General features: G+C 70.4%; 22 protein-coding genes. 4 read left to right on the top strand and 18 right to left on the bottom strand.

From position 1 onward, the window contains the following. Window positions 1-146: 146 nt before the first annotated feature. The 8 genes from cimA to ACIOHC_RS22795 all read right to left on the bottom strand — a co-directional run bounded on the left by cimA (window position 147) and on the right by ACIOHC_RS22795 (window position 10,013). A complete protein-coding gene (gene cimA, locus ACIOHC_RS22830; RefSeq protein WP_351080787.1) occupies window positions 147-1,754 on the bottom strand; it encodes a citramalate synthase in 1,608 nt (535 codons plus the stop codon). A gap of 277 nt (window positions 1,755-2,031) precedes the next feature. Then, window positions 2,032-3,366, bottom strand: a complete 1,335-nt coding sequence (locus ACIOHC_RS22825) for an MFS transporter (protein ID WP_351080789.1) — start codon at window positions 3,364-3,366, stop codon at window positions 2,032-2,034. Between the two features lie 81 nt (window positions 3,367-3,447). Continuing rightward, window positions 3,448-4,071, bottom strand: a complete 624-nt coding sequence (locus ACIOHC_RS22820) for a TetR/AcrR family transcriptional regulator (protein ID WP_401843730.1) — start codon at window positions 4,069-4,071, stop codon at window positions 3,448-3,450. Window positions 4,072-4,074: 3 nt separating this feature from the next. After that, window positions 4,075-5,088 (bottom strand): agmatine deiminase family protein, encoded by a 1,014-nt coding sequence (locus ACIOHC_RS22815; RefSeq protein WP_351080792.1) that lies wholly within the window; start codon window positions 5,086-5,088, stop codon window positions 4,075-4,077. 18 nt (window positions 5,089-5,106) lie between these two features. Further along, a complete protein-coding gene (locus ACIOHC_RS22810) occupies window positions 5,107-6,795 on the bottom strand; it encodes an urease subunit alpha (RefSeq protein ID WP_401843728.1) in 1,689 nt (562 codons plus the stop codon). After that, window positions 6,792-7,472, bottom strand: coding sequence for an urease subunit gamma (gene ureA, locus ACIOHC_RS22805; RefSeq protein WP_376273244.1), 681 nt, complete (start codon window positions 7,470-7,472; stop codon window positions 6,792-6,794). The genes ACIOHC_RS22810 and ureA overlap by 4 nt, the downstream gene beginning before the upstream one ends. Before the next feature lie 172 nt (window positions 7,473-7,644). Continuing rightward, complete coding sequence (locus tag ACIOHC_RS22800) at window positions 7,645-8,733, bottom strand: branched-chain amino acid aminotransferase (RefSeq protein WP_351080796.1); 1,089 nt, start codon at window positions 8,731-8,733, stop codon at window positions 7,645-7,647. Between the two features lie 236 nt (window positions 8,734-8,969). Further along, window positions 8,970-10,013: a 3-isopropylmalate dehydrogenase gene (locus ACIOHC_RS22795; protein WP_351080798.1), complete on the bottom strand. Its 1,044-nt coding sequence runs from the start codon at window positions 10,011-10,013 to the stop codon at window positions 8,970-8,972. Window positions 10,014-10,142: 129 nt separating this feature from the next. Here ACIOHC_RS22795 and ACIOHC_RS22790 point away from each other — a divergent pair, with 129 nt between their 5' ends. After that, window positions 10,143-10,613, top strand: a complete 471-nt coding sequence (locus tag ACIOHC_RS22790; protein ID WP_389636680.1) for a hypothetical protein — start codon at window positions 10,143-10,145, stop codon at window positions 10,611-10,613. A gap of 166 nt (window positions 10,614-10,779) precedes the next feature. Here ACIOHC_RS22790 and ACIOHC_RS22785 read toward each other — a convergent pair whose 3' ends face one another. After that, entirely contained in the window at window positions 10,780-10,908 is a 129-nt protein-coding gene (locus ACIOHC_RS22785) for a hypothetical protein (RefSeq protein ID WP_351080802.1), read from the bottom strand. Between the two features lie 456 nt (window positions 10,909-11,364). Then, on the bottom strand, window positions 11,365-12,210 hold the full coding sequence (locus tag ACIOHC_RS22780) for a helix-turn-helix transcriptional regulator (RefSeq protein ID WP_351080804.1): 846 nt from the start codon (window positions 12,208-12,210) through the stop codon (window positions 11,365-11,367). Window positions 12,211-12,357: 147 nt separating this feature from the next. Between ACIOHC_RS22780 and ACIOHC_RS22775 the strand changes: the two genes are divergently transcribed. Continuing rightward, complete coding sequence (locus ACIOHC_RS22775) at window positions 12,358-13,221, top strand: NAD(P)-dependent oxidoreductase (RefSeq protein ID WP_351080836.1); 864 nt, start codon at window positions 12,358-12,360, stop codon at window positions 13,219-13,221. A 60-nt stretch (window positions 13,222-13,281) separates the two neighbouring features. Here the strand turns inward: ACIOHC_RS22775 and ACIOHC_RS22770 are convergent, their stop codons facing one another. Continuing rightward, window positions 13,282-13,836, bottom strand: a complete 555-nt coding sequence (locus tag ACIOHC_RS22770; protein ID WP_389636681.1) for a GNAT family N-acetyltransferase — start codon at window positions 13,834-13,836, stop codon at window positions 13,282-13,284. Window positions 13,837-14,059: 223 nt separating this feature from the next. On the opposite strand from ACIOHC_RS22770, the gene ACIOHC_RS22765 reads away from it, so the two are divergent. Further along, window positions 14,060-14,770 (top strand): nitroreductase family protein, encoded by a 711-nt coding sequence (locus tag ACIOHC_RS22765; RefSeq protein ID WP_351080808.1) that lies wholly within the window; start codon window positions 14,060-14,062, stop codon window positions 14,768-14,770. A 112-nt stretch (window positions 14,771-14,882) separates the two neighbouring features. Here ACIOHC_RS22765 and pruA read toward each other — a convergent pair whose 3' ends face one another. Both pruA and ACIOHC_RS22755 read right to left on the bottom strand, forming a co-directional pair. Beyond that, the gene (gene pruA, locus ACIOHC_RS22760) at window positions 14,883-16,514 is read right to left on the bottom strand and encodes an L-glutamate gamma-semialdehyde dehydrogenase (protein WP_365690961.1); all 1,632 of its coding nucleotides are present in this window, start codon (window positions 16,512-16,514) and stop codon (window positions 14,883-14,885) included. 47 nt (window positions 16,515-16,561) lie between these two features. After that, on the bottom strand, window positions 16,562-17,488 hold the full coding sequence (locus tag ACIOHC_RS22755) for a proline dehydrogenase family protein (RefSeq protein ID WP_351080812.1): 927 nt from the start codon (window positions 17,486-17,488) through the stop codon (window positions 16,562-16,564). Between the two features lie 179 nt (window positions 17,489-17,667). On the opposite strand from ACIOHC_RS22755, the gene ACIOHC_RS22750 reads away from it, so the two are divergent. After that, on the top strand, window positions 17,668-18,810 hold the full coding sequence (locus tag ACIOHC_RS22750) for a helix-turn-helix domain-containing protein (RefSeq protein ID WP_351080814.1): 1,143 nt from the start codon (window positions 17,668-17,670) through the stop codon (window positions 18,808-18,810). Between the two features lie 231 nt (window positions 18,811-19,041). Here ACIOHC_RS22750 and ACIOHC_RS22745 read toward each other — a convergent pair whose 3' ends face one another. The 5 genes from ACIOHC_RS22745 to ACIOHC_RS22725 all read right to left on the bottom strand — a co-directional run bounded on the left by ACIOHC_RS22745 (window position 19,042) and on the right by ACIOHC_RS22725 (window position 25,133). Beyond that, window positions 19,042-19,629, bottom strand: coding sequence for a TetR/AcrR family transcriptional regulator (locus ACIOHC_RS22745; protein ID WP_351080816.1), 588 nt, complete (start codon window positions 19,627-19,629; stop codon window positions 19,042-19,044). A 78-nt stretch (window positions 19,630-19,707) separates the two neighbouring features. After that, window positions 19,708-21,300: a phosphoglycerate dehydrogenase gene (gene serA / locus ACIOHC_RS22740; RefSeq protein WP_351080818.1), complete on the bottom strand. Its 1,593-nt coding sequence runs from the start codon at window positions 21,298-21,300 to the stop codon at window positions 19,708-19,710. Between the two features lie 274 nt (window positions 21,301-21,574). After that, the gene (ilvC, locus tag ACIOHC_RS22735) at window positions 21,575-22,576 is read right to left on the bottom strand and encodes a ketol-acid reductoisomerase (protein ID WP_037690024.1); all 1,002 of its coding nucleotides are present in this window, start codon (window positions 22,574-22,576) and stop codon (window positions 21,575-21,577) included. Window positions 22,577-22,726: 150 nt separating this feature from the next. Further along, window positions 22,727-23,254: an acetolactate synthase small subunit gene (gene ilvN, locus ACIOHC_RS22730; RefSeq protein WP_351080820.1), complete on the bottom strand. Its 528-nt coding sequence runs from the start codon at window positions 23,252-23,254 to the stop codon at window positions 22,727-22,729. Between the two features lie 22 nt (window positions 23,255-23,276). After that, window positions 23,277-25,133 carry an acetolactate synthase large subunit gene (locus ACIOHC_RS22725; protein WP_351080822.1) on the bottom strand — a complete coding sequence of 619 codons (1,857 nt, stop codon included), beginning with the start codon at window positions 25,131-25,133 and terminating at the stop codon, window positions 23,277-23,279. Between the last annotated feature and the right edge of the window lie 30 nt (window positions 25,134-25,163).

Here is a 25,163-nt window from a genome sequence, read left to right as displayed (position 1 = left end):
CCCCGGCGGGGGCGGGCGCCGGGGGCCCCGGCCCCCCTCCGGGCCGGGGCGGGGGCGCCCCCACCCGGGGGGGGGGGGGGGCGGCCGCGGGGGGGGGGGGGGGGGGGGGGCCGGGCCCCCCCCCCACGACCGAGGACGAACGGCGTCTACTCCGTCGGCTCGATCCCGGCCCGCCGCAGCCCGTACGTGTAGGCGTCCTCCAGCGCCTGCCAGGACGCCGCGATGACGTTCTCCGCGACGCCGACCGTCGCCCAGTCGCCGTTGCCGTCGCCCGTGGTGATGAGGACTCGGGTGGTGGACTCGGTGCCGGTGCGGCCTTCGAGGATGCGGACCTTGTAGTCGACCAGCTCCAGCTTGGCGAGCTGCGGGTAGATCCGCTCCAGGGCGACGCGCAGAGCCCGGTCGAGCGCGTTGACCGGGCCGTTGCCCTCGGCGGTGGCGACGATGCGCTCGCCCTTGGCCCAGAGCTTCACGGTCGCCTCGTTGGCGTGCGTGCCGTCGGGGCGGTCCTCGACGATGGCACGCCAGGACTCGGTGCGGAAGTAGCGGCGTACCCGCCCCTCGGCCTCGGCGCGCAGCAGCAGCTCGAAGGAGGCGTCGGCGGCCTCGTACGTGTAGCCCTTGAGCTCGCGTTCCTTGACGCGCTCGACGACCCGGCCGACGAGTTCGCGGTCGCCGCCGAGGTCGATGCCGAGCTCCTTGCCCTTGAGCTCGATGGAGGCACGGCCGGCCATGTCGGAGACCAGCATCCGCATGGTGTTGCCGACCAGCGCGGGATCGATGTGCTGGTAGAGGTCGGGGTCGACCTTGATCGCGGAAGCGTGCAGTCCGGCCTTGTGGGCGAAGGCGGAAACACCCACATAGGGCTGGTGGGTGGAGGGCGTCAGGTTGACGACCTCGGCGATCGCGTGCGAGACGCGGGTCATGTCGGCGAGGGCGCCCTCGGGCAGGACGGTCTTGCCGTACTTCAGTTCCAGGGCGGCGACGACGGGGAAGAGGTTGGCGTTGCCGACCCGCTCGCCGTATCCGTTGGCGGTGCACTGGACGTGGGTGGCGCCCGCGTCGACGGCGGCGAGGGTGTTGGCGACGGCGCAGCCGGTGTCGTCCTGGGCGTGGATGCCGAGCCGGGCGCCGGTGTCGGCGAGCACGGTGGAGACGACGGCCTGGACCTGGGCGGGAAGCATGCCGCCGTTGGTGTCGCAGAGGATCACGACGTCGGCGCCGGCCTCGTGGGCGACGCGGACGACGGACTTGGCGTACTCGGGATTGGCGCGGTAGCCGTCGAAGAAGTGCTCGCAGTCCACGAAGACCCGGCGGCCCTGCTCGCGAAGGAAGGAGACGGTGTCGCGGACCATCTCCAGGTTCTCTTCGAGGGTGGTGCGCAGCGCGAGCTCCACATGGCGGTCGTGGGACTTCGCGACCAGCGTGATCACGGGGGCGCCGGACTCCAACAAGGCCTTGACCTGCGGGTCCTCGGAGGCCTTGCCGCCGGCCCTGCGGGTCGCACCGAAGGCGACCAGCTCGGCGTTCTCGAACTCGATCTCCCGCTGGGCACGGGCGAAGAACTCGGTGTCGCGGGGGTTGGCGCCGGGCCAGCCTCCCTCGATGAAGCCCACGCCGAAGTTGTCCAGGTGCCGGGCGATGGTCAGCTTGTCCGCGACCGTCAGGTTGATGCCTTCACGCTGGGCGCCGTCGCGCAGCGTGGTGTCGAAGACATGGAAACTGTCGTCGGTGGCCTTGGCCTTGGTGGTCATGCTGGTCTGACTCCTGTCGGATGAGTGGATCCGGACGTTCAGGCTCCACTTGCCCCCATCATCCCGCGCGCCTCGTCCCGGCCGAGGTGAGGGCCGGAAAACGAAAAAACCCCTCGCGGGTGCGAGAGGTCTGCGCGCGGGTCTGGGGCACGGTGGCCGTGCCGTACATGGTGGTACGGACGGTCACTGCGGACCGGCGCGCCTGTTGCCAATAATCATGACGAACGAGGACACGGAAGCAGTCTTGCACAGGGCCGCCTCCGTGCCGTGCCCCGTCTCAGGATGCGGGCGTCGCACTCGTCGCGCCGGACGGCTCCGTCCGCCCGTGCGCGGACTCGTCGGCGCCGACCCGGCCCAGGTCGATGTCGCGGGTCTCGCGCATGGTCAGGTAGACGACCAGGGAGACCGCGGCGCAGCCCGCCACGTACCAGTAGAACCCGGACTCGACGCCCGCCTTCTTGAACCAGAGCGCCACGTATTCGGCGGTGCCGCCGAAGAGCGCGTTGGCGATGGCGTACGGGAGGGCGACGCCCAGGGCCCGGACGCCGGTCGGGAAGAGCTCGGCCTTCACACAGGCGTTGATCGAGGTGTACCCGGTGACGACGACCAGGGCGAGCAGCGCCAGGCCGAAGGCGGGCCAGAAGGTGCCGGCGTGCCTGAGCATCGTCATGATCGGCACGGTCAGGAAGGTGGAGCCGATCGCGAAGGTGATCAGCAGCGGGCGGCGGCCGATCCGGTCGGAGAGCAGACCGGCCAGGGGCTGGATGCACATGAAGACGAACAGGGCGCAGAAGCTGACGAGCGAGGCGGTGGACTTCTCCATGCCCGCACTCTTGGAAAGGAACTTGGTGAGGTACGTCGTGTACGTGTAGTACGCCACGGTCCCGCCCATGGTCAGCGCCATCACCAGGAACGCCTCGCGCTTGTGCTGCCACAGCGCCTTCAGCGTGCCGCGGTCCGCCTGCTCGGCGGCGCCGGACTCCGCGTACACCTCGGTCTCCAGCATGGAGCGGCGCAGATAGAAGACGACCGCGGCGCCGAGCGCGCCGACGATGAACGGGATGCGCCAGCCCCAGCTGTGCAGCGCCGCGTCGGACATGTTGCGCTGCAGGACGATCTGGAGGCCGAGGCCGATGAGCTGGCCCGCGGTCATGGACACGTACTGGAAGCTGGAGGCGAAGCCGCGCCGGTGGGGCGCGGACGCCTCGGTCAGATAGGTGGCGCTGGCGGCGTACTCGCCCCCGACGGAGAGGCCCTGGAGCAGCCTGGCCACCAGCAGGACGGCCACCCCGCCGTATCCCGCGACGTCGTACGTCGGCGCGACGGCGATGAGGATCGCGGAGGCCGACATGAGGGTGACGGTGAGGGTGAGCGCCGCCTTGCGGCCCCTGCGGTCACCGATGCGGCCGAGCATCCAGCCGCCGACCGGCCTCATGAAGAAGCCGACGGCGAAGATGCCCATGGTGTTCATGAGATTGGCGGTCTCATTGCCTTCGGGGAAGAACGAATCCGCGAAGTAGACCGCGAAGGTCGCGTACACGAACCAGTCGAACCACTCGACCATGTTGCCCGCCGAGCCGACCCAGATCTTCTTCCACTGCTCTCGTCCCATGGTCCGTCACCGTGCCCGAACAGCCGGGAGCACAACAAGGGCCGGGCGCGCAACGATCACGCGTACTTACGTTCGTTTCGTTCACCGCGGTGGGTGCGGCTCCGCGGCGATGAGCGAATCGTCGATGAACTCCCTGACCTGTTCGAGGACTTGAGAGCGTCCGGTGCCGGGGATGCCGACGGCGACATGGACGCTGAACCCGTCGAGCAGGGCGCGCAGCCGGGTCGCGAACCGCTCGGCGTCGACCGTACGGAACTCGCCGCGCGAGGCGCCCTCGGCCAGCAGCGCCACCAGGTCGCGGTGCCAGGCGCCCTCGATCGCGGCCTGCCGGGCGCGTGCGTCGTCGTCCGCGCTCCGCGAACGGTTCCAGACCTCCAGCCAGAGCGTCCAGTGCGGATCTCGGTGACCGTCGGGAAGGTACAGATCGATGTACGCGTCCAGCCGTTCGCGCACCGTCACCCGCCCGGACAGCAGGGTGCGCCGCTGTGCGCCGAGCCGTCCCTCGCTCCACTCCAGGGCCTGGAGCAGCAGCTCGTCCTTGGTGCGGAAGTAGTAGAGGAGATGTCCGCTGCTCATGCCGACCTCACGGCCGAGACCGGCCATCGTGAGGCCGTCCAGACCCCGTTCGGCGATGGTGGCCATGGCGGCGGCCAGCAGTTCCTCGCGGGGCGGGGCGGTGTTGCGACGGCGTGGAGCGGGGGGCACGGTTCAGACCTTCGGCTGCTGCTGGGTGATGCAGTGGATGCCTCCACCGCCGGCAAAGATCGTACGTGCGTCGACGAGCGTCACCGTACGGTCGGGGAACAGCTCGCCGAAGACGGCCGCCGCTTCCTTGTCGCGCGGGTCGTCGAAGGCGCAGAGGATCACGCCGTCGTTGCAGAGGTAGTGATTGATGTAGGAGTAGTCGACCCACTCGCCGTCGGCCTCCAGCACGGTGGGTGCCAGGACCTCCACGACGTTCAGGGAGCGGCCCCTGGCGTCGGTCGCGGCGCGCAGGACGCGGACGGTCTCCCGGGTGATCTCGTGGTCGGGGTGGGCCGGGTCCGGCTGGACATGGGCGACGACCGTGCCGGGGCGGACGAAGGCGGCGACGATGTCGACATGACCGAGGGTGCCGTACATCCCGTAGTCACCGGCCAGCCCGCGGGGCAGCCAGATGGCCTTCTCGGTGCCGAGCCGGGCGTGGATCTCGGCCTCGACCTGCGCGCGGCTCCACTCGGGGTTGCGTTCCTTGCCGAGCTGGACGGTCTCGGTGAGCAGGACGGTGCCCTCGCCGTCGACGTGGATGGCGCCGCCCTCGTTGACGAGCGGGGAGCTGTGCACGGGGACGGCGGCGAGCTCGGCGACGGAGCGGGCGATGTGCCGGTCGTGCTCCCAGCGGGCCCAGTCCTGGGCGCCCCAGCCGTTGAACGTCCAGTCGACCGCGGCCAGTCGGTGCCCGTCGGTGACGAAGGTGGGACCGATGTCCCGCATCCAGGCGTCGTCGAGCGGGCGGACGGCCAGCTCGATGTCCGGGCCGAGGAGGGCGCGGGCGCTGTCCTCCTGACCGGGGCCGACGAGCATCGTCACGGGTTCGAAGCGGCGGACCGCGCGGGCGACAGTGGCCCAGGCGGCGCGCGCCTCGTCCAGTTCGGCGTCGGTGTCGAAGGTGGGGTTGGGGCCCGGCCAGGCCATCCAGGTGCGTTCGTGCGGGGCCCACTCGGGCGGCATGCGGAAGGTCATGAAGTGTCCTAGGGGGCGTCAGAGGAAGTAGAGGCGGTTGAGGGAGACGGAGTCGGCGGGCTCGGAGCGCAGCGGATCGCCGTCCAGGGTGACCAGGCCGCTGCGGGCGTCCACGGCGACCTCTCCGGTGCGGGAGTTGTGGACGAGGTCGCCGGGGCCGATGCCGCGGGTGTCGCGCACCCCGACACGGCGTCGGCGCGTGGGCATCAGGTCGGCGCCGAGCTGGGTGGCGGCCTGCGAGACGAAGGCCACGGAGAGATCGGCCGCGGTGGCTCCGTACGCCCCGAACTGCGGCCCGAGGACGAGGGGTTCGCAGGTGTCGGTGGCGGCGTTCGGGTCGCCCGTGACTCCGTACGCCGGGAAGCCGGACTTCAGCACGAGCTGTGGTTTCGCGCCGAAGAACTCCGGACGCCACAGCACGAGGTCGGCGAGCTTCCCGATCTCGATGGAGCCGATCTCGTGCGAGAGGCCGTGGGCGATGGCGGGGTTGATGGTGAGCTTCGCGATGTAGCGCAGCACCCGGGCGTTGTCGTCCGCGGGACCGTCGCCGTCCATCGGGCCGAACTCGGCCTTCATCTTCCCGGCCATCGCGAAGGTGCGGCGCACCGTCTCGCCGGCCCGTCCCATGCCCTGCGCGTCGGAGGAGGTGATGCCGATGGCACCCAGATCGTGCAGGACGTCCTCGGCGCCCATCGTCCCGGCGCGGATGCGGTCGCGGGCCATGGCCGCGTCGCCCGGCAGGTCCGTCTTGAGGTCGTGGACGGAGACGATCATCCCGTAGTGCTCGGCGACGGCGTCCCGGCCGAAGGGCAGTGTGGGATTGGTGGACGAGCCGATGACGTTCTCGACGCCCGCCATCTTCAGGACGTTGGGGACGTGACCGCCGCCGCAGCCCTCGATGTGGAAGGCGTGGATGGTGCGGCCCTCCAGGACCCGCAGGGTGTCCTCGACCGACAGGCACTCGTTCAGCCCGTCGCTGTGCAGGGCGACCTGCACGTCGTGCTCCTCGGCGACCCGCAGCGCGGTGTCCAGGGCGCGGGTGTGGGCGCCCATGTCCTCGTGGACCTTGAAGCCGCAGGCCCCGCCCTCCGCGAGCGCCTCGACCAGCGGGGCCTGGTGGGAGGACGAACCGCGGCCCAGGAAGCCGATGTTGACCGGCCAGGCGTCGAAGGCGTTGAAGGCGTGGCGCAGGGCCCACGGCGAGTTGACGCCGACACCCCAGACCGGGCCGAACTCCTGGCCGATGATCGTGGTGACGCCGGAGGCGAGCGAGGCCTCCATGATCCGTGGCGAGAGCAGATGGACATGGGTGTCGACGGCGCCCGCCGTCGCGATCATTCCCTCACCGGAGACGATGGTCGTCCCCGTGCCGACGACGACGTCGACACCGTCCAGCGTGTCGGGATTGCCGGCCCGTCCGACGGCCGCGATCCGGCCCTCGCGGATACCGATCGACACCTTGCGGATGCCCTGCACGGCGTCGATGACCAGCACATTGCTGATGACGACGTCGCAGGTGTCCCGGACGGCCGCGGCCTTGAGGTGCAGCCCGTCGCGGGCGGTCTTGCCGAATCCGGCGAGGAACTCCTCGCCGTACCGCTGCGCGTCGGACTCCACGCGGACGGTCAGCCCGGAGTCACCGAGCCTGACCCGGTCCCCGGCGCGCGGGCCGTGCACGGAGGCGTACTCGTACGGATCGATGCTCATCGCTCGGCTCCCAGATATCCACAGGCCGCGGCGCGCCGCAGGGCCTCCTCGCGTGCGCCGGGCGCGTCGAGCGGCCCGTCCACCAGACCGGCGAACCCGACGGCGATCCGGTCACCGCCGATGGGCACGAGACCGACCTCGACCGACTCCCCCGGCCCGAAGCGGACGGAGGACCCGGCGGGGACGCACAGCCGCATCCCGTACGCCGCGGCCCGGTCGAAGTCGAGCCGCGGGTTGGCCTCGAAGAAGTGGAAGTGCGACGTGACGGAGACCGGGACGGTCGCCGTGTTGTGGACGGTCAGCCGCGCCGCAGGCTCCGGCTCGGGCGTGGCGGGGCCGGGGACGACGGCGCCGGGCGCGTCGTCGCCGAGCCCGTCGCCCAGGGGCCGGGAGACCACGGCGAGCCGCGAACCGTCGTCGAAGACGGCCTCCACATGGACCTCGGTCACGACGTCGGCGACCCCGGGCAGCACGTCGTCGGGCCCGAGCACGGACCGCCCCGCCTCGATGGCCTCCGCGAGCCTGCGCCCGTCGCGGGCCGCCTCGCAGACCGTGTCCGCGATCAGAGCGGTCGCCTCGGGCACGTTCAGCCTCAGCCCTCGGGCGCGGCGGGCCCGAGCCAGTTCGGCGGCATTGAACAGCAGCAGCCGGTCACGTTCCGTCGGGGTCAGTCGCACGCCAGAACACCTCCTGTTTAGAGCAACACTCTAACCGCGAGACAGGGGTGAGCAAAAGTTCGATCGCGTCACTTTTGAGCAGCGCTCCAACAGTGCGACCGCTTCGGGCACACGACGAAGGCCGCGCCCGGCAGGGAACCGGGCGCGGCCTTCGTCGTGTGCGGAAAAGAAATCAGCCGAGCGGGTGCATCCAGCCGTGGGTGTCCTCGGCGATGCCGCGCTGGATGTCGAGCAGGCGCTCGCGCAGCTTCACCGTGACCTCGCCGGGCACGCCGTCGCTCTGGGCCCACTCGCCGCCCGCGGACTTGACGGTGCCGACGGGGGTGATGACGGCGGCGGTGCCGCAGGCGAAGACCTCGGTGAGGGTGCCGTTCTCGGTGTCGGCCCGCCACTGGTCGATCGAGACACGGCCCTCCTCGGACTCGTAGCCGAGGTCGCGGGCGACCTTGAGCAGCGAGTCACGGGTGACGCCGGCGAGCAGCGAGCCGGTCAGGGCCGGGGTGATGATCTTGTTCCCGTACACGAAGTACAGGTTCATCCCACCGAGTTCCTCGACCCACTTGTGCTCGACCGCGTCGAGGTACGCGACCTGGTCGCAGCCCTTCGCGGTGGCCTCGGCCTGGGCGAGCAGGGACGCGGCGTAGTTGCCGCCGGTCTTGGCGTCGCCCATGCCGCCGGGGACGGCCCGCACCCGGTCCTCCGAGAGCCAGATCGAGACCGGCTTGACGCCACCGGGGAAGTACGCGCCGGCGGGCGAGGCGATCACCAGGAACAGGTACTCGTTGGCGGGCTTCACCCCGAGACCGACCTCGGTCGCGATCATGAACGGGCGCAGGTAGAGCGACTCCTCGCCGCCGTGGGTCGGAACCCACGCCTTGTCCTGCTGGACGAGCGCGTCACAGGCCGCGATGAACGTCTCGACGGGCAGTTCCGGCATGGCGAGCCGGTGCGCGGACGCCTGGAAGCGCTTGGCGTTGGCCTCGGGACGGAACGTGGCGACCGAGCCGTCGGGCTGGCGGTAGGCCTTGAGGCCCTCGAAGATCTCCTGCGCGTAGTGCAGGGTCATGTTGGCGGGGTCGATCGACAGCGGTGCGTACGGGACGAGCTGGGCGTCGTGCCAGCCGCGGCCTTCGGTCCACTTGATCGTCACCATGTGATCGGTGAAGTAGCGGCCGAATCCGGGCTTGACCAGGATCGCCTCGCGCTCCGCGTCGGACAGCGGATTCGAGGAGGGCTTGAGCTCGATCGTGGGCGTCGTCATGAGTGCGTGTCCTTCACGTCGTGTGTGTTGGACCGCGCTCGCGCCGCTCCTGCCGGGCAGGTGCTAGGACGTCCGAGCTTCAGTGCGAGCGACGGCCCCGTTCGATTATCGCTCCCGGGTGGCCGTGCACGAAATGACGCGAATGCGGTCCGTGGTCGATGGTTGCATCCGGGGCCGCACAGGAGAAGCCGCCGGGTGCGATTGCGACCCGGCGGCTTCGAAACGGAGTCGTCGGGTCAGCTCGCTACTCGTACCGCGAGCGCGTCGCCGATCTGATCGGTCGTACGGGTCGTCGCACCGTCGCGCTCCGCGAGGTCGGCGGAGACGGCGTCCTCGATGCGCACGGCCTCGGCCTCGTAGCCGAGGTGGCGCAGCAGGAGGGCGACGGAGAGAACCGTGGCGGTCGGGTCGGCCTTGCCCTGGCCCGCGATGTCGGGGGCAGAGCCGTGGACCGGCTCGAACATCGACGGGAAGGTGCCCGTCGGGTTGATGTTGCCGGACGCGGCCAGGCCGATGCCGCCGGTCACGGCAGCGGCGAGGTCGGTGAGGATGTCACCGAAGAGGTTGTCGGTGACGATGACGTCGAAGCGCTCCGGCTGGGTGACGAAGAAGATCGTCGCGGCGTCGACGTGCAGATAGTCGGTGTGGACCTCGGGATACTCGGTCGCGACCCGGTCGAAGATGTTCTTCCACATGTGGCCCGCGTACACGAGGACGTTGTTCTTGTGGACCAGCGTCAGCTTCTTGCGCGGGCGGGAGTTCGCCCGCTCGAAGGCGTCACGGACGACGCGCTCGACGCCGTACGCGGTGTTCACGCTGACCTCGGTGGCGACCTCGGCCGACGTACCGGTGCGCAGCGAACCGCCGTTGCCGGTGTACGGGCCCTCGGTGCCCTCGCGGACGACGACGAAGTCGATGTCCGGGCGGCCGGCCAGCGGGGTCGCGGTGTTCGGGAACAGCTTCGACGGCCGCAGGTTGATGAAGTGGTCGAAGGCGAACCGCAGCTTCAGCAGGAGCCCGCGCTCCAGGACACCGGAGGGCACGGAGGGGTCACCGATCGCGCCGAGCAGGATGGCGTCGTGGCCCTTGAGGGCTGCCAGTTCCGCGTCCGGAAGGGTTTCGCCGGTACGGTGCCAGCGCCGGGCGCCGAGGTCGTACTCCTTGGTCTCCAGCTTCACATCCTGCGGGAGAACAGCGTTGAGGACCTTGAGGCCCTGGGCCACGACCTCCTGGCCGATACCGTCACCGGGGATCACTGCGAGATTGATGCTGCGAGACATGTCCGCACCTTACTGCGCGTCCCACCCCATGACACGTCACGTCCACCATACGGACACATGGGGAGCTGTGCGTGTACCGTTCACCCACTCGATGGGACGGCGTCGGGCGGCGGGTGGATGTTCTGCCCCATGGACATCCCCCGTTTCGGAATTCCCGAGAAACTCGCCGGTCGCATGAGCATGGCCGAGCAGCACGAATATCTGCGTACCCGGCTGACCCGGCGTGGCGCGCTCCGTGCGGGCGTGGCGACCGCGGCCGTCGCCGGTGCCGGTCTCGGCACCTCTCTCGCCACCCCGCCCGCCCACGCCGCCGGTACCGTCCTCACCTCGCGTCGCACCTCCACCCAGGTGGACGGTTCGTTGGTGGCGCCGTTCGGCCGGCACCTGGCGTACGGGGCCGACCCGAAGACGCAGATGGCGGTCTATTGGCAGGTCCCGTTCGCCGTAGAGCGACCGTACATCCGCACCGGCCTCAAGCCGTGGGCGCTGAGCCACCGGATCGACGCGGAGGTGCGCCACCTCACCACGCCCGAGCTGAACGGGGCCGCGCTCGCCGAGTCGGGCGAACGGATCGACCACTTCGAGATCAGCCGCGGCTGAGCGCCCGCCGAGGGTCGGCGGAGCGGCGCTCCCCGGGCCGGTCCCGCCGACCGGCCCGGCAGCCGGTCGAGGGGGCGCCGCCGGTCTCTCGGCGACTCGTGCAAGCACTTCGTACAGGCGGCTCGTACCGACGCCTCGTACCGACGCCCCGTGCAGGCGACCCGTCTCAGTGGCCCGTGGAGCCGCCGTTGTCCCGGCGGTCGAGGGCCCGCTGCAGGGCGGCGGCGGCGTTCTTGCGCTCCGACTGGGTCGGACGGTGGGTGTGACGGACGCGGCGGACAGTCGTCTCGGCCATGGTGGATCGACTCCTTGAGATCGCGAGGATTTCGAGATCGAAAAACCGTGAAAGTGATTTCGAGATCGGGATTTCGAGGCGCCGGAAGGGGCGGGAAGCGGGCGCCGCAGGGGTTGCCTGCACGGGGCGCGCGCTCACGACCGCCAGTCGCTGGATCTAGCGAGACGTTCGGCTTCTACAAAGCTAAGGCAGTCCGGCCGGTCTGTCTCCACAATTACTCGGACTTCCTACTATCTGAGACGGAGGTTTACGGCTGACCGCCCGCAGTTCCCGGACCTGGGCCCGGAGTGTGAGCGATCGTGCCTGCTCAGAGGCGGTGACATGGCCGATCCAGCACGTCGGACGCCCCGGCTTGGGAGCGGTGATCCTGACCGTCTCTGGTGCTGCTTCGGGTGACGACACCTGCCTGATCGCCATGCCGGGACCACGGGACGTCATCGGGAGCGCCCCCGGGACTCATCCCACGCGCTGACCGAACTCCTGCACCCCCACCACGCGCAGCAGTCGCAGCCGCTCGTGGGCCTCGCTGCCCGGCCGCGCCGTATGGATGACCAGCCTCTGCCCGCAGGCCGCGCTGAGCAGCACCTCGCACTCCAGGTCCAGGAGTCCGACGACCGGATGCAGGAACCGCTTGTGCTCCGCGCGCCGCAGCGCCACCCGATGCTCCGTCCACAACGCCTCGAACTCCGCGCTCGCCGCGCGCAGTTCCCCGACCAGGGCGCCCAGCCGGGCGTCGTCGGGACGGGCCGCGGACACGGCGCGGAGCTGGGCCACATGGATGCGGGAGTGCGTCTCGTGGTCCTCGGGCGGGAAGAGCGTCCGCGCGGCCGGTTCGGTGAACCAGGACCGGACGACGTTGTGCCCCGGCCGTTTCTCACCGACCAGTGCGACGGCCATGGCGTTCTGCGCCAGTATCTCGCCCCGGTCGCTGAAGACCTGGGCGGGCGCGTCGTGCAGCCGGTCGAGGACCATCAGCAGACCGGGACGCACATGCTGCGTGGGTCCGTGCCGGTCGCGCGGAGGTTCCTCCCCCGCCAGATGGAAGAGATGGTCGCGCTCGTCCTCGCTCAGCCGCAGCGCCCGCGCCAGCGCGGACAGCATCTGGCGCGAGGGGCGCGAACCGCGGCTCTGCTCCAGGCGCGTGTAGTGGTCCACGGACGCACCGGTGAGCTGGGCGACCTCCTCCCGCCGCAGCCCCGGCGTACGCCTGCGGGAGCCCGCGGTGAGGCCGACGTCGGCCGGTTCGAGGCGGGCGCGGCAGCGGCGCAGGAAGTCGGCGAGTTCGGTTCTGTCGAGGTCCACGCGCACATCATCGTCGAAGGCCCGATCCCGTATCCAGGGAGAGCCGGTCCCTGGATGACCGCGTCTCTCCCGCCGCTCCCCGGCCCGCCGCAGAGTGATCACGACAGGCCGCCGGCACACGGCGGTGACGGACGGAAGGAACCGATGATGCTGACTCTGGTGACGGGCGTGACGGGCGAGGTCGGACGGCGTTTCGTCCCCCGGCTGCTCAAGCGGACCGCGGCCGGCGACACGGTCCGGGTGATCGTCAGGGACGCCAAGCGGGGAGAGCGGTACGCGGCGCTGGGAGCGGAGGTCGTCGTGGGCGATCTGCGGGACCCCGAGGACGTGGCGAAGGCGGTGGCCGGGACGGATGCGGTGGCGAACATCGCGGCGGCGTTCCGGGAGGTGCCGGACGACGAGATGTGGGCGGTCAACCGTGACGCGGCCCTGCTGCTCGCACGGGCGGCGGTGAAGGCGGGCACGGGCAGGTTCGTCCAGGTCAGCACCAATCTCGCGTACGGTACGGGGCGCGGCAGGCCGCTCACGGAGGACGACGCGACGGTGCCCGGCGGCCCCATGTGGGGTGCGTACGCGCAGTCCAAGGCGGCCGCCGAGGAGGGCCTTCTCGCCCTGCACCGCGAGCACGGGCTCGATGTCCGGATCGCCGTCCTGCCCTTCGTGTACGGGGAGGGTGACCCGCACCTCGCGCAGTCGATGCAGTGGGTGGGCGGCTGGGCCGCGACACAGCGTCTGGCGATGGTGCATCACGCGGACATCGCGCAGGCCCTGTTGCGACTGCTGTTCGCTCCCGGCCTGGCCGGCCGCCGCTACAACTTCTCGGACGACGCCCCGGTCACGGCGGTGGAGCTGCACCGGCTCAACGGGGTGCCGGTGCCGGCCGAACTGGCGGACCGGGTCGACCCCGACCCCTGGTACGGACTGATGTCGACCGCTCGGGCCCGCGACGAGCTGGGCTACCGGCCGCTGTATCCGTCGGTGTGGACGGCCCGGGACGCGGGCGCGCTGTAGGGAGCCGGCCGCGGGTCGTGGGGCGCCGGAGTGCGGGCTCCGGCGACGGGCGGGCTCCGCTCAGAGCACGTCCCCGTCCCGCCAGTCGAAGACGAGGGTCCCGGACACCCCGGGCAGTGCGCGGCCGGCCCGACCGCGGACGTAGGTGCTGCCCTCCTCGTCCGGCAGCATCTCCACCCCGTGCCTTCCCTGCACGGCGATCCGTCCCGGCCACACCTGCCAGCCGCGTCCCGCGTACAGCGCCGCCCCTGCGGCCGACGCGGACAGGGCCCCGAAGACGTACGCCCCGTCGACGACCTGTTCCAGCGCGGCCATCACCCGCCCGCCGAGCCCCTCCCGGCGCCGGTCGGCGCGGACGGCCACGGCCTCCACGTAGCCGACCCGGTACGAGCGGTCCTCGTGGATCACCCGGCGCTGGACGACGCTGCCGTGCGCGAGGAGCCCGCTGTCGTCCCGCACGAGGGCGTGGACGCCGCCGAGGGCGTGGTCCCAGTCGTCGGCGCTGAACTCCCCCTCGAAGGCCGTGTCCAGGAGGGCGCGGATCTCGTCGAGGTCGGCGGGAGTCAGCCGGTGGGTGTGCGTGGTGCGCAGGATCGGGTCGATCGGCTCGGTCATGCGCACCATCCTCCCGGACACCACGGCCGCCGGGGGGCCCGTAGCCGTCGCGCGCCGGGGGCCGTGCGCCGCACGGGAGTCGGCCCCTGGAACGGCCTCCCCGCCCCGGGCCCCCGGTACGGGCCCATGACCTGCCCGCTCCGCGGACACCGACCGGCCGGACGCGCCGTTTCTGTCCGACGACCCCCTGGTCCGGACCTGCCGTCGACGCCACACTGCCGACATGTCTGACACCACAGCCCTGCCCCCGCGGTGGAATCCCACCCATGGAGAGCCGTACCGGCCGGTCCCCTACCGTCCCGAGCGGGCCCCGGCCGATGAGTCCCTTTCCCGTTCCGCGGAGTTGCGACGCCGGATGGACGAGCGCAGAACCGTACGCCGGTTCTCCGCAGATCCCGTGCCGGAGCAGGTCGTGAAGGACGCGATCGCCTGCGCCGCGACCGCCCCGTCGGGCGCCCATCAGCAGCCGTGGACGTTCGTCCTGGTCAAGGACCCCGAGGTGCGGCGGCGCATCCGGGAGGCGGCCGAGCACGAGGAGCGGATCAGCTACGACGGCAGGCTCGGCGAGGAGTGGCTGGCGGCGCTGCGGCCGCTGGGCACGGATTCCGTCAAGGCGCACATGACGGATGCCCCGGCCCTCGTCGTGGTGTTCCAGCAGCGGTACTGGATGGGCGAGGACGGCACCCGGCGCAAGCACTACTACGTCGACGAGTCCGTCGGGATCGCGGTCGGGGTGCTGCTCTCGGCCCTGCACCTGGCGGGCCTGGCCGCGCTGATCCACACGCCGAGCCCGATGCGGTTCCTGCGGGAGGTGCTGGACCGCCCGGAGAACGAGAAGGCGTTCGCGGTGATCCCGGTCGGGTATCCCGCGGACGACTGCGAGGTGCCCGGCCTGGTGCGGAAGTCCCTGGACCAGGTGCTCGTGGAGATCTGAACCCGCCGGTCCGAGCGCCGGTCCCCGATGGAAACCGCCTCCCGGCCGGCAGGGGAACCGGGCGGGAGGCGGGACTCGTGGCGGGGCGCCGGGATACGGCGCCCCGGAGGGGTCAGCCCTGGTGGGGGTAGGTGTAGTCGGTCGGCGGAACCAGCGTCTCCTTGATGGCCCGGGTCAGGGTCCAGCGCTGCAGGTTCTGCGGGGCACCGGCCTTGTCGTTGGTACCCGAGGCACGGCCGCCGCCGAAGGGCTGCTGGCCGACGACGGCGCCGGTCGACTTGTCGTTGATGTAGAAGTTGCCCGCGGCGTACCGCAGCTTCTCCATGGTGTGCGCGGCCGCGGCGCGGTCGTTCGCGATGACGGAACCGGTCAGCGCGTAGTCGGAGACCGACTCCATCTGCTCCAGCATCTCGTCGTACTTGTCGTCCTCGTAGACGTGCACGGCGAGGATCGGGCCGAAGTACTCGGTCGTGAAGACCTCGTTCGAGGCGTCGGTGCACTCGATGACGGTCGGACGGACGAAGTAGCCCACCGAGTCGTCGTACGTGCCGCCCGCGATGATCGTGCAGGACGGGTCCGACTTGGCGCGGTCGATCGCGGCCTTGTTCTTGGCGAACGAACGCTCGTCGATGACGGCGCCGATGAAGTTCGACAGGTCGGTGACGTCACCCATGGTGATGGAGTCGACCTCGGCGGCGAACCTCTCCTTGAAACCGGAGTTCCAGATGGAGGCGGGGACGTACGCACGGGACGAGGCCGAGCACTTCTGGCCCTGGAACTCGAAGGAGCCACGGGTCAGCGCGGTCTTCAGGACGGCGTGGTCGGCCGACGGGTGGGCGACGACGAAGTCCTTGCCGCCGGTCTCGCCGACGAGCCGCGGGTAGGTGCGGTAGTTGGCGATGTTGTTGCCGACCGTCTTCCACAGGTGCTGGAAGGTGGGGGTCGAGCCGGTGAAGTGGATACCGGCCAGGTCGCGGTGGTTCAGGGCCACCTCGGAGACGGCGATGCCGTCGCCCGTCACCAGGTTGATGACGCCCTTGGGCAGGCCCGCCTCTTCCAGGAGCTGCATCAGCAGCACGGCGGCGTGGGTCTGCGTCGGGGACGGCTTCCACACCACGACGTTGCCCATGAGGGCGGGGGCGGTGGGCAGGTTGCCCGCGATGGCCGTGAAGTTGAACGGCGTGATCGCGTAGACGAAGCCCTCCAGCGGGCGGTGGTCCATGCGGTTCCACACGCCCGGCGAGTTGGCCGGGGGCTGCTCGGCGAGGATCTGGCGCGCGTAGTGCACATTGAAGCGCCAGAAGTCGACGAGCTCGCAGGGGGTGTCGATCTCGGCCTGCTGGGCGGTCTTGGACTGACCGAGCATCGTGGACGCGGCCAGCGTCTCGCGCCAGGGGCCGGACAGCAGCTCGGCGGCGCGCAGGATGATCGCGGCGCGGTCGTCGAAGGACATCGCGCGCCAGGCCGGGGCGGCGGCCAGCGCGGCGTCGATCGCGTCCTGGGCGTCCTGCTGCGTGGCAGCGGCGAACGTACCGATGACGGCCTTGTGGTTGTGCGGCTGCACGACGTCGAAGCGCTCGCCGCCGCCCATCCGCTTCTCGCCGCCGATGGTCATCGGAAGGTCGATCGGGTTCTGGCCGAGCTCCTTGAGCTTCGCCTCCAGGCGGGCGCGCTCCGGGGAGCCCGGGGCGTAGGAGTGGACCGGCTCGTTGACCGGCGCGGGGACCTGGGTCACAGCGTCCATGAGTGCCTTGTCTCCTTGTGTCAGGGGGTGAGGGTCAGCCGGGCAGGTCAGCCCTTGGTGAGGATGGAGCGGCCGAAGAACAGCAGGTTCGCCGGCTTCTCCGCGAGACGGCGCATGAAGTAGCCGTACCAGTCGGTGCCGTATGCCGTGTAGACGCGCATCCGGTGGCCCTCGGCCGCGAGCCGGACGTGCTCGTCGCTGCGGATGCCGTACAGCATCTGGAACTCGTACTCGTCCAGCTTGCGCCCTGCCTTGCGGGCCAGCTCCTGGGAGATGGCGATCAGACGCGGGTCGTGCGACCCGATCATCGGGTAGCCCTCGCCCTCCATCAGGGTCTTCAGGATGCGGACGTACGCCTTGTCGATCTCGGCCTTGTCCTGGTACGCGACGGAGGCGGGCTCCTTGTAGGCGCCCTTCACGATGCGGACGCGGCTGCCGGCGGCGGCCAGGCGGCGGGCGTCCTCCTCGGTGCGGAACAGGTAGGCCTGGATCACGCAGCCGGTCTGCGGGAAGTCCTTCCGCAGCTCCTCGTGGATGGCGAACATCGAGTCGAGGGTGGTGTGATCCTCTGCGTCCAGCGTGACCGTGGTGCCGATCGCGGCGGCGGCCTCGACGACCGGGCGGACGTTGGCGAGCGCCAGCTCGTGGCCCCCGTCCAGCGACTGGCCGAACATCGAGAGCTTGACGGACATCTCGGCCCTGGTGCCCAGGCCCAGGTCCTTGAGACGGTCGACCAGTTCGAGGTAGGCGTCGCGGGCGGCGGCGGCCTGCTCGGGGGTGGTGATGTCCTCGCCGACCACGTCGAGGGTGACTTCGAGACCCTTGTCGGCGGCGTCCTCGATGACCCGGACGACCTGGTCGACGGTCTCACCGGCGATGAACCGGTCGACGACCTGCTTGGTGCCAGGTGCGGCCGAGATGAAACGGCGCATCCTGTCGCTGCGGGACGCGGCGAGAATCACGGGACCCAGCACGGGGCACCTCCACGGAAAGTACGAACGAAGGCCGTACCGGCAGAGGGGGAACAAAGCGGTACAGCACGGAGAACCACCGTGAAATCTAAGGATCCCTCCGATCGTGTGCCATCGACAGCTGTCACGCATCCGTTCCCGGGTTCTCAGACATATGTCTGAAGGGGTGCGAGAATGACCGGGTGAAGGGCGATTACCAGGAGCTGGTCGACGAGATCTCCGGGCTGCTCGGCGCCCCCGCGACGCTGGAGAACCGGGATTTCGGCCTGGTCGCCTTCGGTGCGCACGACAGCGACGACGACACGGCGATGGACCCGGTCCGCACCCGCTCGATCCTGACCCGGCGCTCAACACCCGCGGTCCGCGCCTGGTTCGAGGGCTTCGGCATCGCCCGCGCCACCGGCCCGGTGCGGATTCCGGCCGCCCCGGAGGCCGGGGTGTTCCGGGACCGGATCTGTCTGCCGGTGCGCCATCGGGGGGTCGTGCTCGGATACGTGTGGCTGCTCGACGCGGACCCCGGGCCGACGGACGAGCAGCTGGCGGCGGCGATGGAGGTGGCGGCCCGGATCGGGGGGCTGCTCTCCGACGAGGCGCGGGCGGGCACGGACCTGTCCCGGGAGTTCGGTGCGGTCCTCACCGCCGCGCGGGGCTGGCAGCGCGACATGGCGGTGGCCGCGTTGCAGGAGGCGCTGGGCCGGGACGCGGAGGGGCTGCACACGGTGGTGTGCGTGACCCCGTGGCCGGACGATCCGCCGTCGGTCCGCACGGTGTCGGCGGCGGCCGCGCTGTCCTCGATCCCCGCTCCGGAGGCGGCCCGGGCCCCCTCGCTGGCCGCGCTGATCCGGCTGCGCTCCACCGATGTCCTCGACCCGGCGCTCAGCGCCGCGGACCGGCTGCGTGCCGGCGCGGGCCGGGACGCCACCGCCGGGGTCGCGGTGCCCCGGCGGGGGCTGGCGGACCTGGCCGGGGCCTGGCACGAGGCCTCGGCCGCGGCCCGCGCGGCGGCGGCCGAGGCCCGCTTCGGCCCGGTCGCCGAGTGGTCGGCGATCGGCCCCTACCGGATGCTGACCGCTCTCCCCGCCCAGGCGCACGCCGACCCTGCGGTCCGCGCCCTGCTCACCCCGTCGCACAGGGATCTGGCCCGCACCGCCGAGGTGTTCCTCGACTGCGCGGGCCAGGCGTCCCGGACGGCCGCCGCACTCGGCATCCACCGCCAGACGCTCTACTACCGGCTCTCCCGGGTCGAGCGGCTCACCGGCCTCGATCTGAACGACGGCGAGGACCGGCTGCTGCTGCACATGGCGCTCAAGGGCGCGCGGCTCTGACCCGGCGCGCCTTACGGGCGGGGGCCGCGACCCGCTTCCGACTCACCTGGTACGCACGGGACATGGGCTGGATCACCGCACCGGGTGCGCCGACCCGGCACCGGCACATCTCCCCACCCGCCCGGCGGGAACGGGGCCGGGCCCGCCGCCGCCCCGGCACCGGCGCCTGCGCGCCCGCCCGGCACCCGACGACGAAGCCGCTGCCGCAGACCCTGCCCGCATACGCCCCCGCTACTGCACCCGCCCCTCAAGGACCGCCTTCAGTCCGTCCGTCAGGTCCTGGGCGGAAGGTGCCGAGTCACTGTCCATCAGCCACTGCACCATCACCCCGGCGAGCAGCGCCTGGCAGAACAGCCCCGCCACCCGCGCCTTCTCCGGGTCCGTCTCCGGGTCGATGCCGAGCATGTTCTCGGCGAGCCCGTCACGGCCCTCGCGCTGCGGACCCACCAGAGCCTTCTTCAGCTCGGGGTCCTGGTCGATCCGGGAGACGACCTCCATCTGGAGCTGCCAGACGGAACGGGTCTGCTCATAGCTCTCGATCACCCGCTCCCAGGTGTCGCGGAACTGGTCCAGCGGCGACCGGGGCCCGCCGTCGGCTTCCGCGACCTCGTCCGGCTGCTCGGTGAGCACATCGCCCCACTCCTCCGTCACCTTGAGGAAGGCGAGATTGAGCAGAGCCTCCTTCGAACCGTAGTGGTAGCCGATGGAGGCGAGATTCGTACCGGAGGCGGCCACGATGTCACGGGCGGTCGTCCGGGCGTACCCCTTGTCCAGCAGGCAGCGCTTGGCGCCTTCGAGCAGATCCTCACGATGTCCCATGGAAAGCAGCGTACCCGGCACACAGACGTTCGTGTAAAACGTACGTCTAGATACCGGGTACGCGAGGCCAGGGGGCCGTCAGTCGGTCAGGTTCACCGTGCGGGCCGACGCGGCACCGATCTCCGTGGCGATCTCGGCGAGCACCGACGACGGGACGTCGTCGTCGACGGTGAGCACGACCAGCGCCTCGCCGCCCGCGCCCGTCCGCGAGACCTGCATGCCCGCGATGTTCAGACCGGCCTCGCCGAGAATCCGGCCGACCGTGCCGACGACACCGGGACGGTCCTCGTAACGCAGCACCACCATGTGGTCGGCCAGCGCCAGGTCCACGTCGTACTCGCCGACGGCGACGATCTTCTGGAGGTGCTTGGGCCCGGCGAGCGTGCCGGAGACCGAGATCTCCTCGCCGTCCGAGAGCGTGCCGCGCACGGTGACCATATTGCGGTGGTCCGGCGACTCGGAGCTGGTCGTGAGGCGGACCTCGACACCGCGCTCCTGCGCGAAGAGCGGCGCGTTGACATAGGACACGGTCTCGTCGACGACGTCCTCGAAGACGCCCTTGAGCGCGGAGAGTTCGAGCACCTTGACGTCGTGCTGGGTGATCTCGCCGTACACCTCGACGTCGAGGCGGACCGCGACCTCGCCCGCGAGCGCGGTGAAGATCCGGCCGAGCTTCTCGGCGAGCGGCAGGCCCGGACGCACGTCCTCGGCGATCACGCCGCCCTGGACGTTGACCGCGTCCGGCACGAGCTCACCGGCGAGGGCCAGCCGTACGGACTTGGCGACCGCGATGCCCGCCTTCTCCTGGGCCTCGTCGGTGGAGGCGCCGAGGTGCGGGGTGCAGACCACCTGGTCGAACTCGAACAGCGGGGAGTCCGTGCAGGGCTCCTTCGCGTACACGTCGAGACCGGCGCCGGCGACCCGGCCCTCCTTGAGGGCGGAGGCGAGCGCCTCCTCGTCGACGATGCCACCGCGCGCGGCGTTGACGATGCGCACCGAGGGCTTCACCTTGTGCAGCGCCTCGTGGCCGATCAGGCCGATCGTCTCGGGAGTCTTGGGCAGGTGCACGGTGATGAAGTCCGCGACCTCCAGCAGCTCGTCCAGCGCGAGCAGCTTGACACCCATCTGGGCGGCGCGCGCGGGTTGCACATAGGGGTCGTACGCGACGATCTTCATGCCGAAGGCCGACATGCGCTGTGCGACCAGGACACCGATGCGGCCGAGGCCGACGACGCCGAGGGTCTTCTCGCTCAGCTCGACGCCGGTGTACTTGGAGCGCTTCCACTCACCGTTCTTGAGGGCGGTGTTGGCCTGCGGGATGTTGCGCGCGGTGGCGACCAGCAGACCGCAGGCCAGCTCGGCGGCGGTGACGATGTTGGACGTTGGTGCGTTGACGACCATCACGCCGGCCTTGGTGGCGGCGGAGACGTCGACGTTGTCCAGACCGACGCCGGCCCGGGCGACGACCTTGAGCTTCTTCGCGGCGGCGATGGCCTCGGCGTCGACCTTGGTGGCGGAGCGCACCAGGATGGCGTCGACGTCGGCGATCACGGGGAGGAGTTCGGCGCGGTCCGCGCCGTTGCAGTGCCGGATTTCGAAATCCGGACCCAGGGCGTCAACCGTGGCAGGCGACAGCTCTTCAGCGATGAGTACGACAGGTTTCGAGCTCACGTGAGTCCTCACAGGTCCAGTGCGGACGGCCGTCCCGACGGCCGCAGGCGGTGGAGGGGCTTGCCGCGTGGAAGACGCACGACACTGTGGGCCTGACGCGTGTATGTGTGGAGAAGTGTAGTCATGCGCCAGGGCGCATACTGCGCCCCGATGGAAGGATCACCCACACGGGGGTGGACGACTTGTACACACGTACGGCGCCGCCTCTTCCAGCGGTGAAGGAAAACGCCCCGGGGGGGCAGGTCCTCGGACCCGCCCCCCGGGGGTGTCGGTGTTACGCGTCCTCGTCGTTGACCCAGCTCATGAGCTTGCGCAGCTCGCGGCCGGTGGTCTCCAGGAGGTGGTCGCTGTCCGCCTTCTTGTACTCGTTGTACTTGGGCAGACCGTTGTGGTACTCGGCCATCCAGTTCTTGGCGAAGGTGCCGTCCTGGATCTCCGCGAGGACCTTCTTCATCTCCGCCTTGGTGGCGTCCGTGATGATCCGCGGGCCGGTGACGTAGTCGCCCCACTCGGCGGTCTCCGAGATGGACCAGCGCATCTTCTCCAGGCCGCCCTCGTACATGAGGTCCACGATGAGCTTCAGCTCGTGCAGGCACTCGAAGTACGCGATCTCCGGCTGGTAACCGGCCTCGGTCAGGGTCTCGAAACCGGCCTTGACCAGAGCGGCGGTACCGCCGCAGAGCACGGCCTGCTCACCGAAGAGGTCGGTCTCGGTCTCCTCGGTGAAGGTCGTCTTGATGACGCCGGCGCGGGTGCCGCCGATGCCCTTCGCGTACGACAGGGCGAGCGCCAGGCCGTTCCCCGAGGCGTCCTGCTCGACGGCCACGATGCAGGGAACGCCGCGGCCCTCCTCGTACTGACGGCGGACCAGGTGGCCCGGACCCTTCGGGGCGACCATGCAGACGTCGACGTTGGCCGGCGGCTTGATGAAGTCGAAGCGGATGTTCAGGCCGTGGCCGAAGAACAGCGCGTCGCCGTCCTTGAGGTTGTCCTTGATGGACTCCTCGTAGACCTGGGCCTGGATCGGGTCCGGGACGAGGATCATGATGACGTCGGCCTCGGCTGCGGCCTCGGACGGGGTCACCACGCGCAGGCCCTGCTCCTCGGCCTTGGCCTTCGACTTGGAGCCCTCGTGCAGACCGACACGGACGTCGACACCCGAGTCACGCAGCGACAGCGCGTGGGCGTGGCCCTGGCTGCCGTAGCCGATGACCGCGACCTTGCGGCCCTGGATGATGGACAGGTCGGCATCGTCGTCGTAGAACAGCTCGGCCACTGGGTCTCTCCTTGGTGTGCAGGTGTTGCGTCCCACCGTACGGCGGGGTGCTTGAGATGCGTTTTCGGGTCTCGCCATACGGGCGGCGAGGGGCGGCGCCCCGGTGCCGCAGCAGCGGGCCGGGCCCGTGCGGGGCTGGGCCGTGCGGGGCTAGGCCGTGCGGTCGAGGGCGCGCAGCGAACGGTCGGTGATCGAGCGCGCGCCGCGCCCTATGGCGATGGTGCCGGACTGGACCAGCTCCTTGATGCCGTACTGCTCCAGCATCTTGAGCATGGCCTCCAGTTTGTCGGCGCCGCCGGTCGCCTCGATCGTGACGGCCTCCGGGGAGACGTCCACGGTCTTGGCGCGGAACAGCTGGACGATCTCGACGATCTGGGAGCGGGTCTCGTTGTCTGCGCGGACCTTCACCAGGACGAGCTCACGCTGGATCGCAGCGGTCGGCTCCAGTTCGACGATCTTGAGGACGTTCACCAGCTTGTTGAGCTGCTTGGTCACCTGCTCAAGAGGCAGGTCCTCGACACTGACGACGATGGTGATGCGCGAGATGTCGGGGTGTTCGGTGGTGCCGACCGCGAGCGAGTCGATGTTGAAGCCGCGGCGGGAGAACAGCGCGGTGATCCGGGCGAGGACACCGGGCTTGTTCTCGACCAGGACGGAGAGCGTGTGCTTGGTGGACATGGAGTCGGTCTCTCTCTGTCTCTCAGTCGTCTTCGTTGTCGCCGAAGTCGGGGCGGACCCCGCGGGCGGCCATGACCTCGTCGTTGGAGGTGCCTGCGGCGACCATCGGCCACACCATGGCGTCCTCGTGGACGATGAAGTCGATCACGACGGGGCGGTCGTTGATGGAATTGGCCTCTTCGATGACCTTGTCCAGCTCGGCCGGATCCTCGCAGCGGATCGCGTGGCAGCCCATGGCCTCGGACAGCTTGACGAAGTCGGGGACGCGGGTGCCCTTCGCCGGGACGCCCTCGGTATCGGCACCGGAGTGCAGCACGGTGTTGGAGTACCGCTGGTTGTAGAACAGGGTCTGCCACTGGCGGACCATCCCGAGCGCGCCGTTGTTGATGATGGCGACCTTGATCGGGATGTTGTTGAGCGCGCAGGTGGTGAGTTCCTGGTTGGTCATCTGGAAGCAGCCGTCGCCGTCGATCGCCCAGACCGTGCGGTCCGGCATGCCGGCCTTGGCGCCCATCGCGGCCGGGACCGCGTAGCCCATCGTTCCGGCACCGCCGGAGTTCAGCCAGGTGGCGGGCTGCTCGTACTGGATGAAGTGCGAGGCCCACATCTGGTGCTGGCCGACGCCCGCCGCGAAGATCGTGCCCTCGGGGGCGAGCTGTCCGATGCGTTGGATGACCTGCTGCGGCGAGAGGCTGCCGTCCTCGGGCTGGTCATAGCCGAGCGGGTAGGTGTCGCGCCAGCGGTTGAGGTCCTTCCACCATGCGGCGTAGTCACCGACGTGACCGTCGTTGTGCTCGGCCTGGACGGCCTGGACCAGATCGGCCAGGACCTCGCGGGCATCGCCCACGATCGGGACGTCGGCGGCGCGGTTCTTGCCGATCTCGGCCGGGTCGATGTCGGCGTGGACGATCTTGGCGTACGGGGCGAAGCTGTCCAGCCTGCCGGTGACGCGGTCGTCGAAGCGGGCTCCGAGGGCGACGATCAGGTCGGCCTTCTGCAGCGCGGTGACGGCGGTGACCGCACCGTGCATGCCCGGCATTCCGACGTGCAGCGGGTGGCTGTCGGGGAATGCGCCGAGCGCCATCAGTGTGGTGGTGACGGGCGCTCCGGTGAGCTCGGCGAGGACCTTCAGTTCGGCGGTGGCCCCCGCCTTGATGACACCGCCGCCGACGTAGAGCACCGGGCGCCTGGCCTGGGTGATCAGCTTGGCGGCTTCACGGATCTGCTTGGCGTGCGGCTTGGTGACCGGGCGGTAGCCGGGCAGGTCCTGGGTGGGCGGCCAGCTGAACGTGGTCTGCGCCTGGAGGGCGTCCTTGGCGATGTCGACGAGGACGGGGCCCGGACGGCCGGTGGAGGCGATGTGGAAGGCCTCGGCGATGGTGTGCGGGATGTCCTCGGCCTTGGTGACCAGGAAGTTGTGTTTGGTGACCGGCATGGTGATGCCGCAGATGTCGGCTTCCTGGAACGCGTCCGTGCCGATGGCCTTGGAGGCGACCTGGCCGGTGATCGCGACCAGCGGGACGGAGTCCATGTGGGCGTCGGCGATCGGCGTGACCAGGTTGGTGGCGCCGGGGCCCGAGGTAGCCATGCAGACGCCGACCTTGCCGGTGGCCTGCGCGTAGCCGGTGGCGGCGTGTCCCGCGCCCTGCTCGTGGCGGACCAGCACATGACGGACCCGGGTGGAGTCCATCATCGGGTCGTACGCCGGAAGGATGGCGCCGCCGGGAATGCCGAATACCGTGTCGGCACCCACTTCCTCAAGAGACCGGATGAGGGACTGCGCACCCGTGACGTGCTCAACGGTGGCGGCGGACGATCCGCCGTTACGGGCCCGCGGCTGGGGATGGTGGGCCCCGGTGGCCTGCTCGGTCATCGGCATTCTCTTCTCGAAGCTGAGGGTTCTTGCGGG

It is taken from the genome of Streptomyces sp. NPDC088252 (genome assembly GCF_044740965.1).
Lineage (GTDB): Bacteria > Actinomycetota > Actinomycetes > Streptomycetales > Streptomycetaceae > Streptomyces.
The sequence above is the reverse complement of the archived record's forward strand: the minus strand, read 5'-3'. Positions and strand labels throughout refer to the sequence as shown.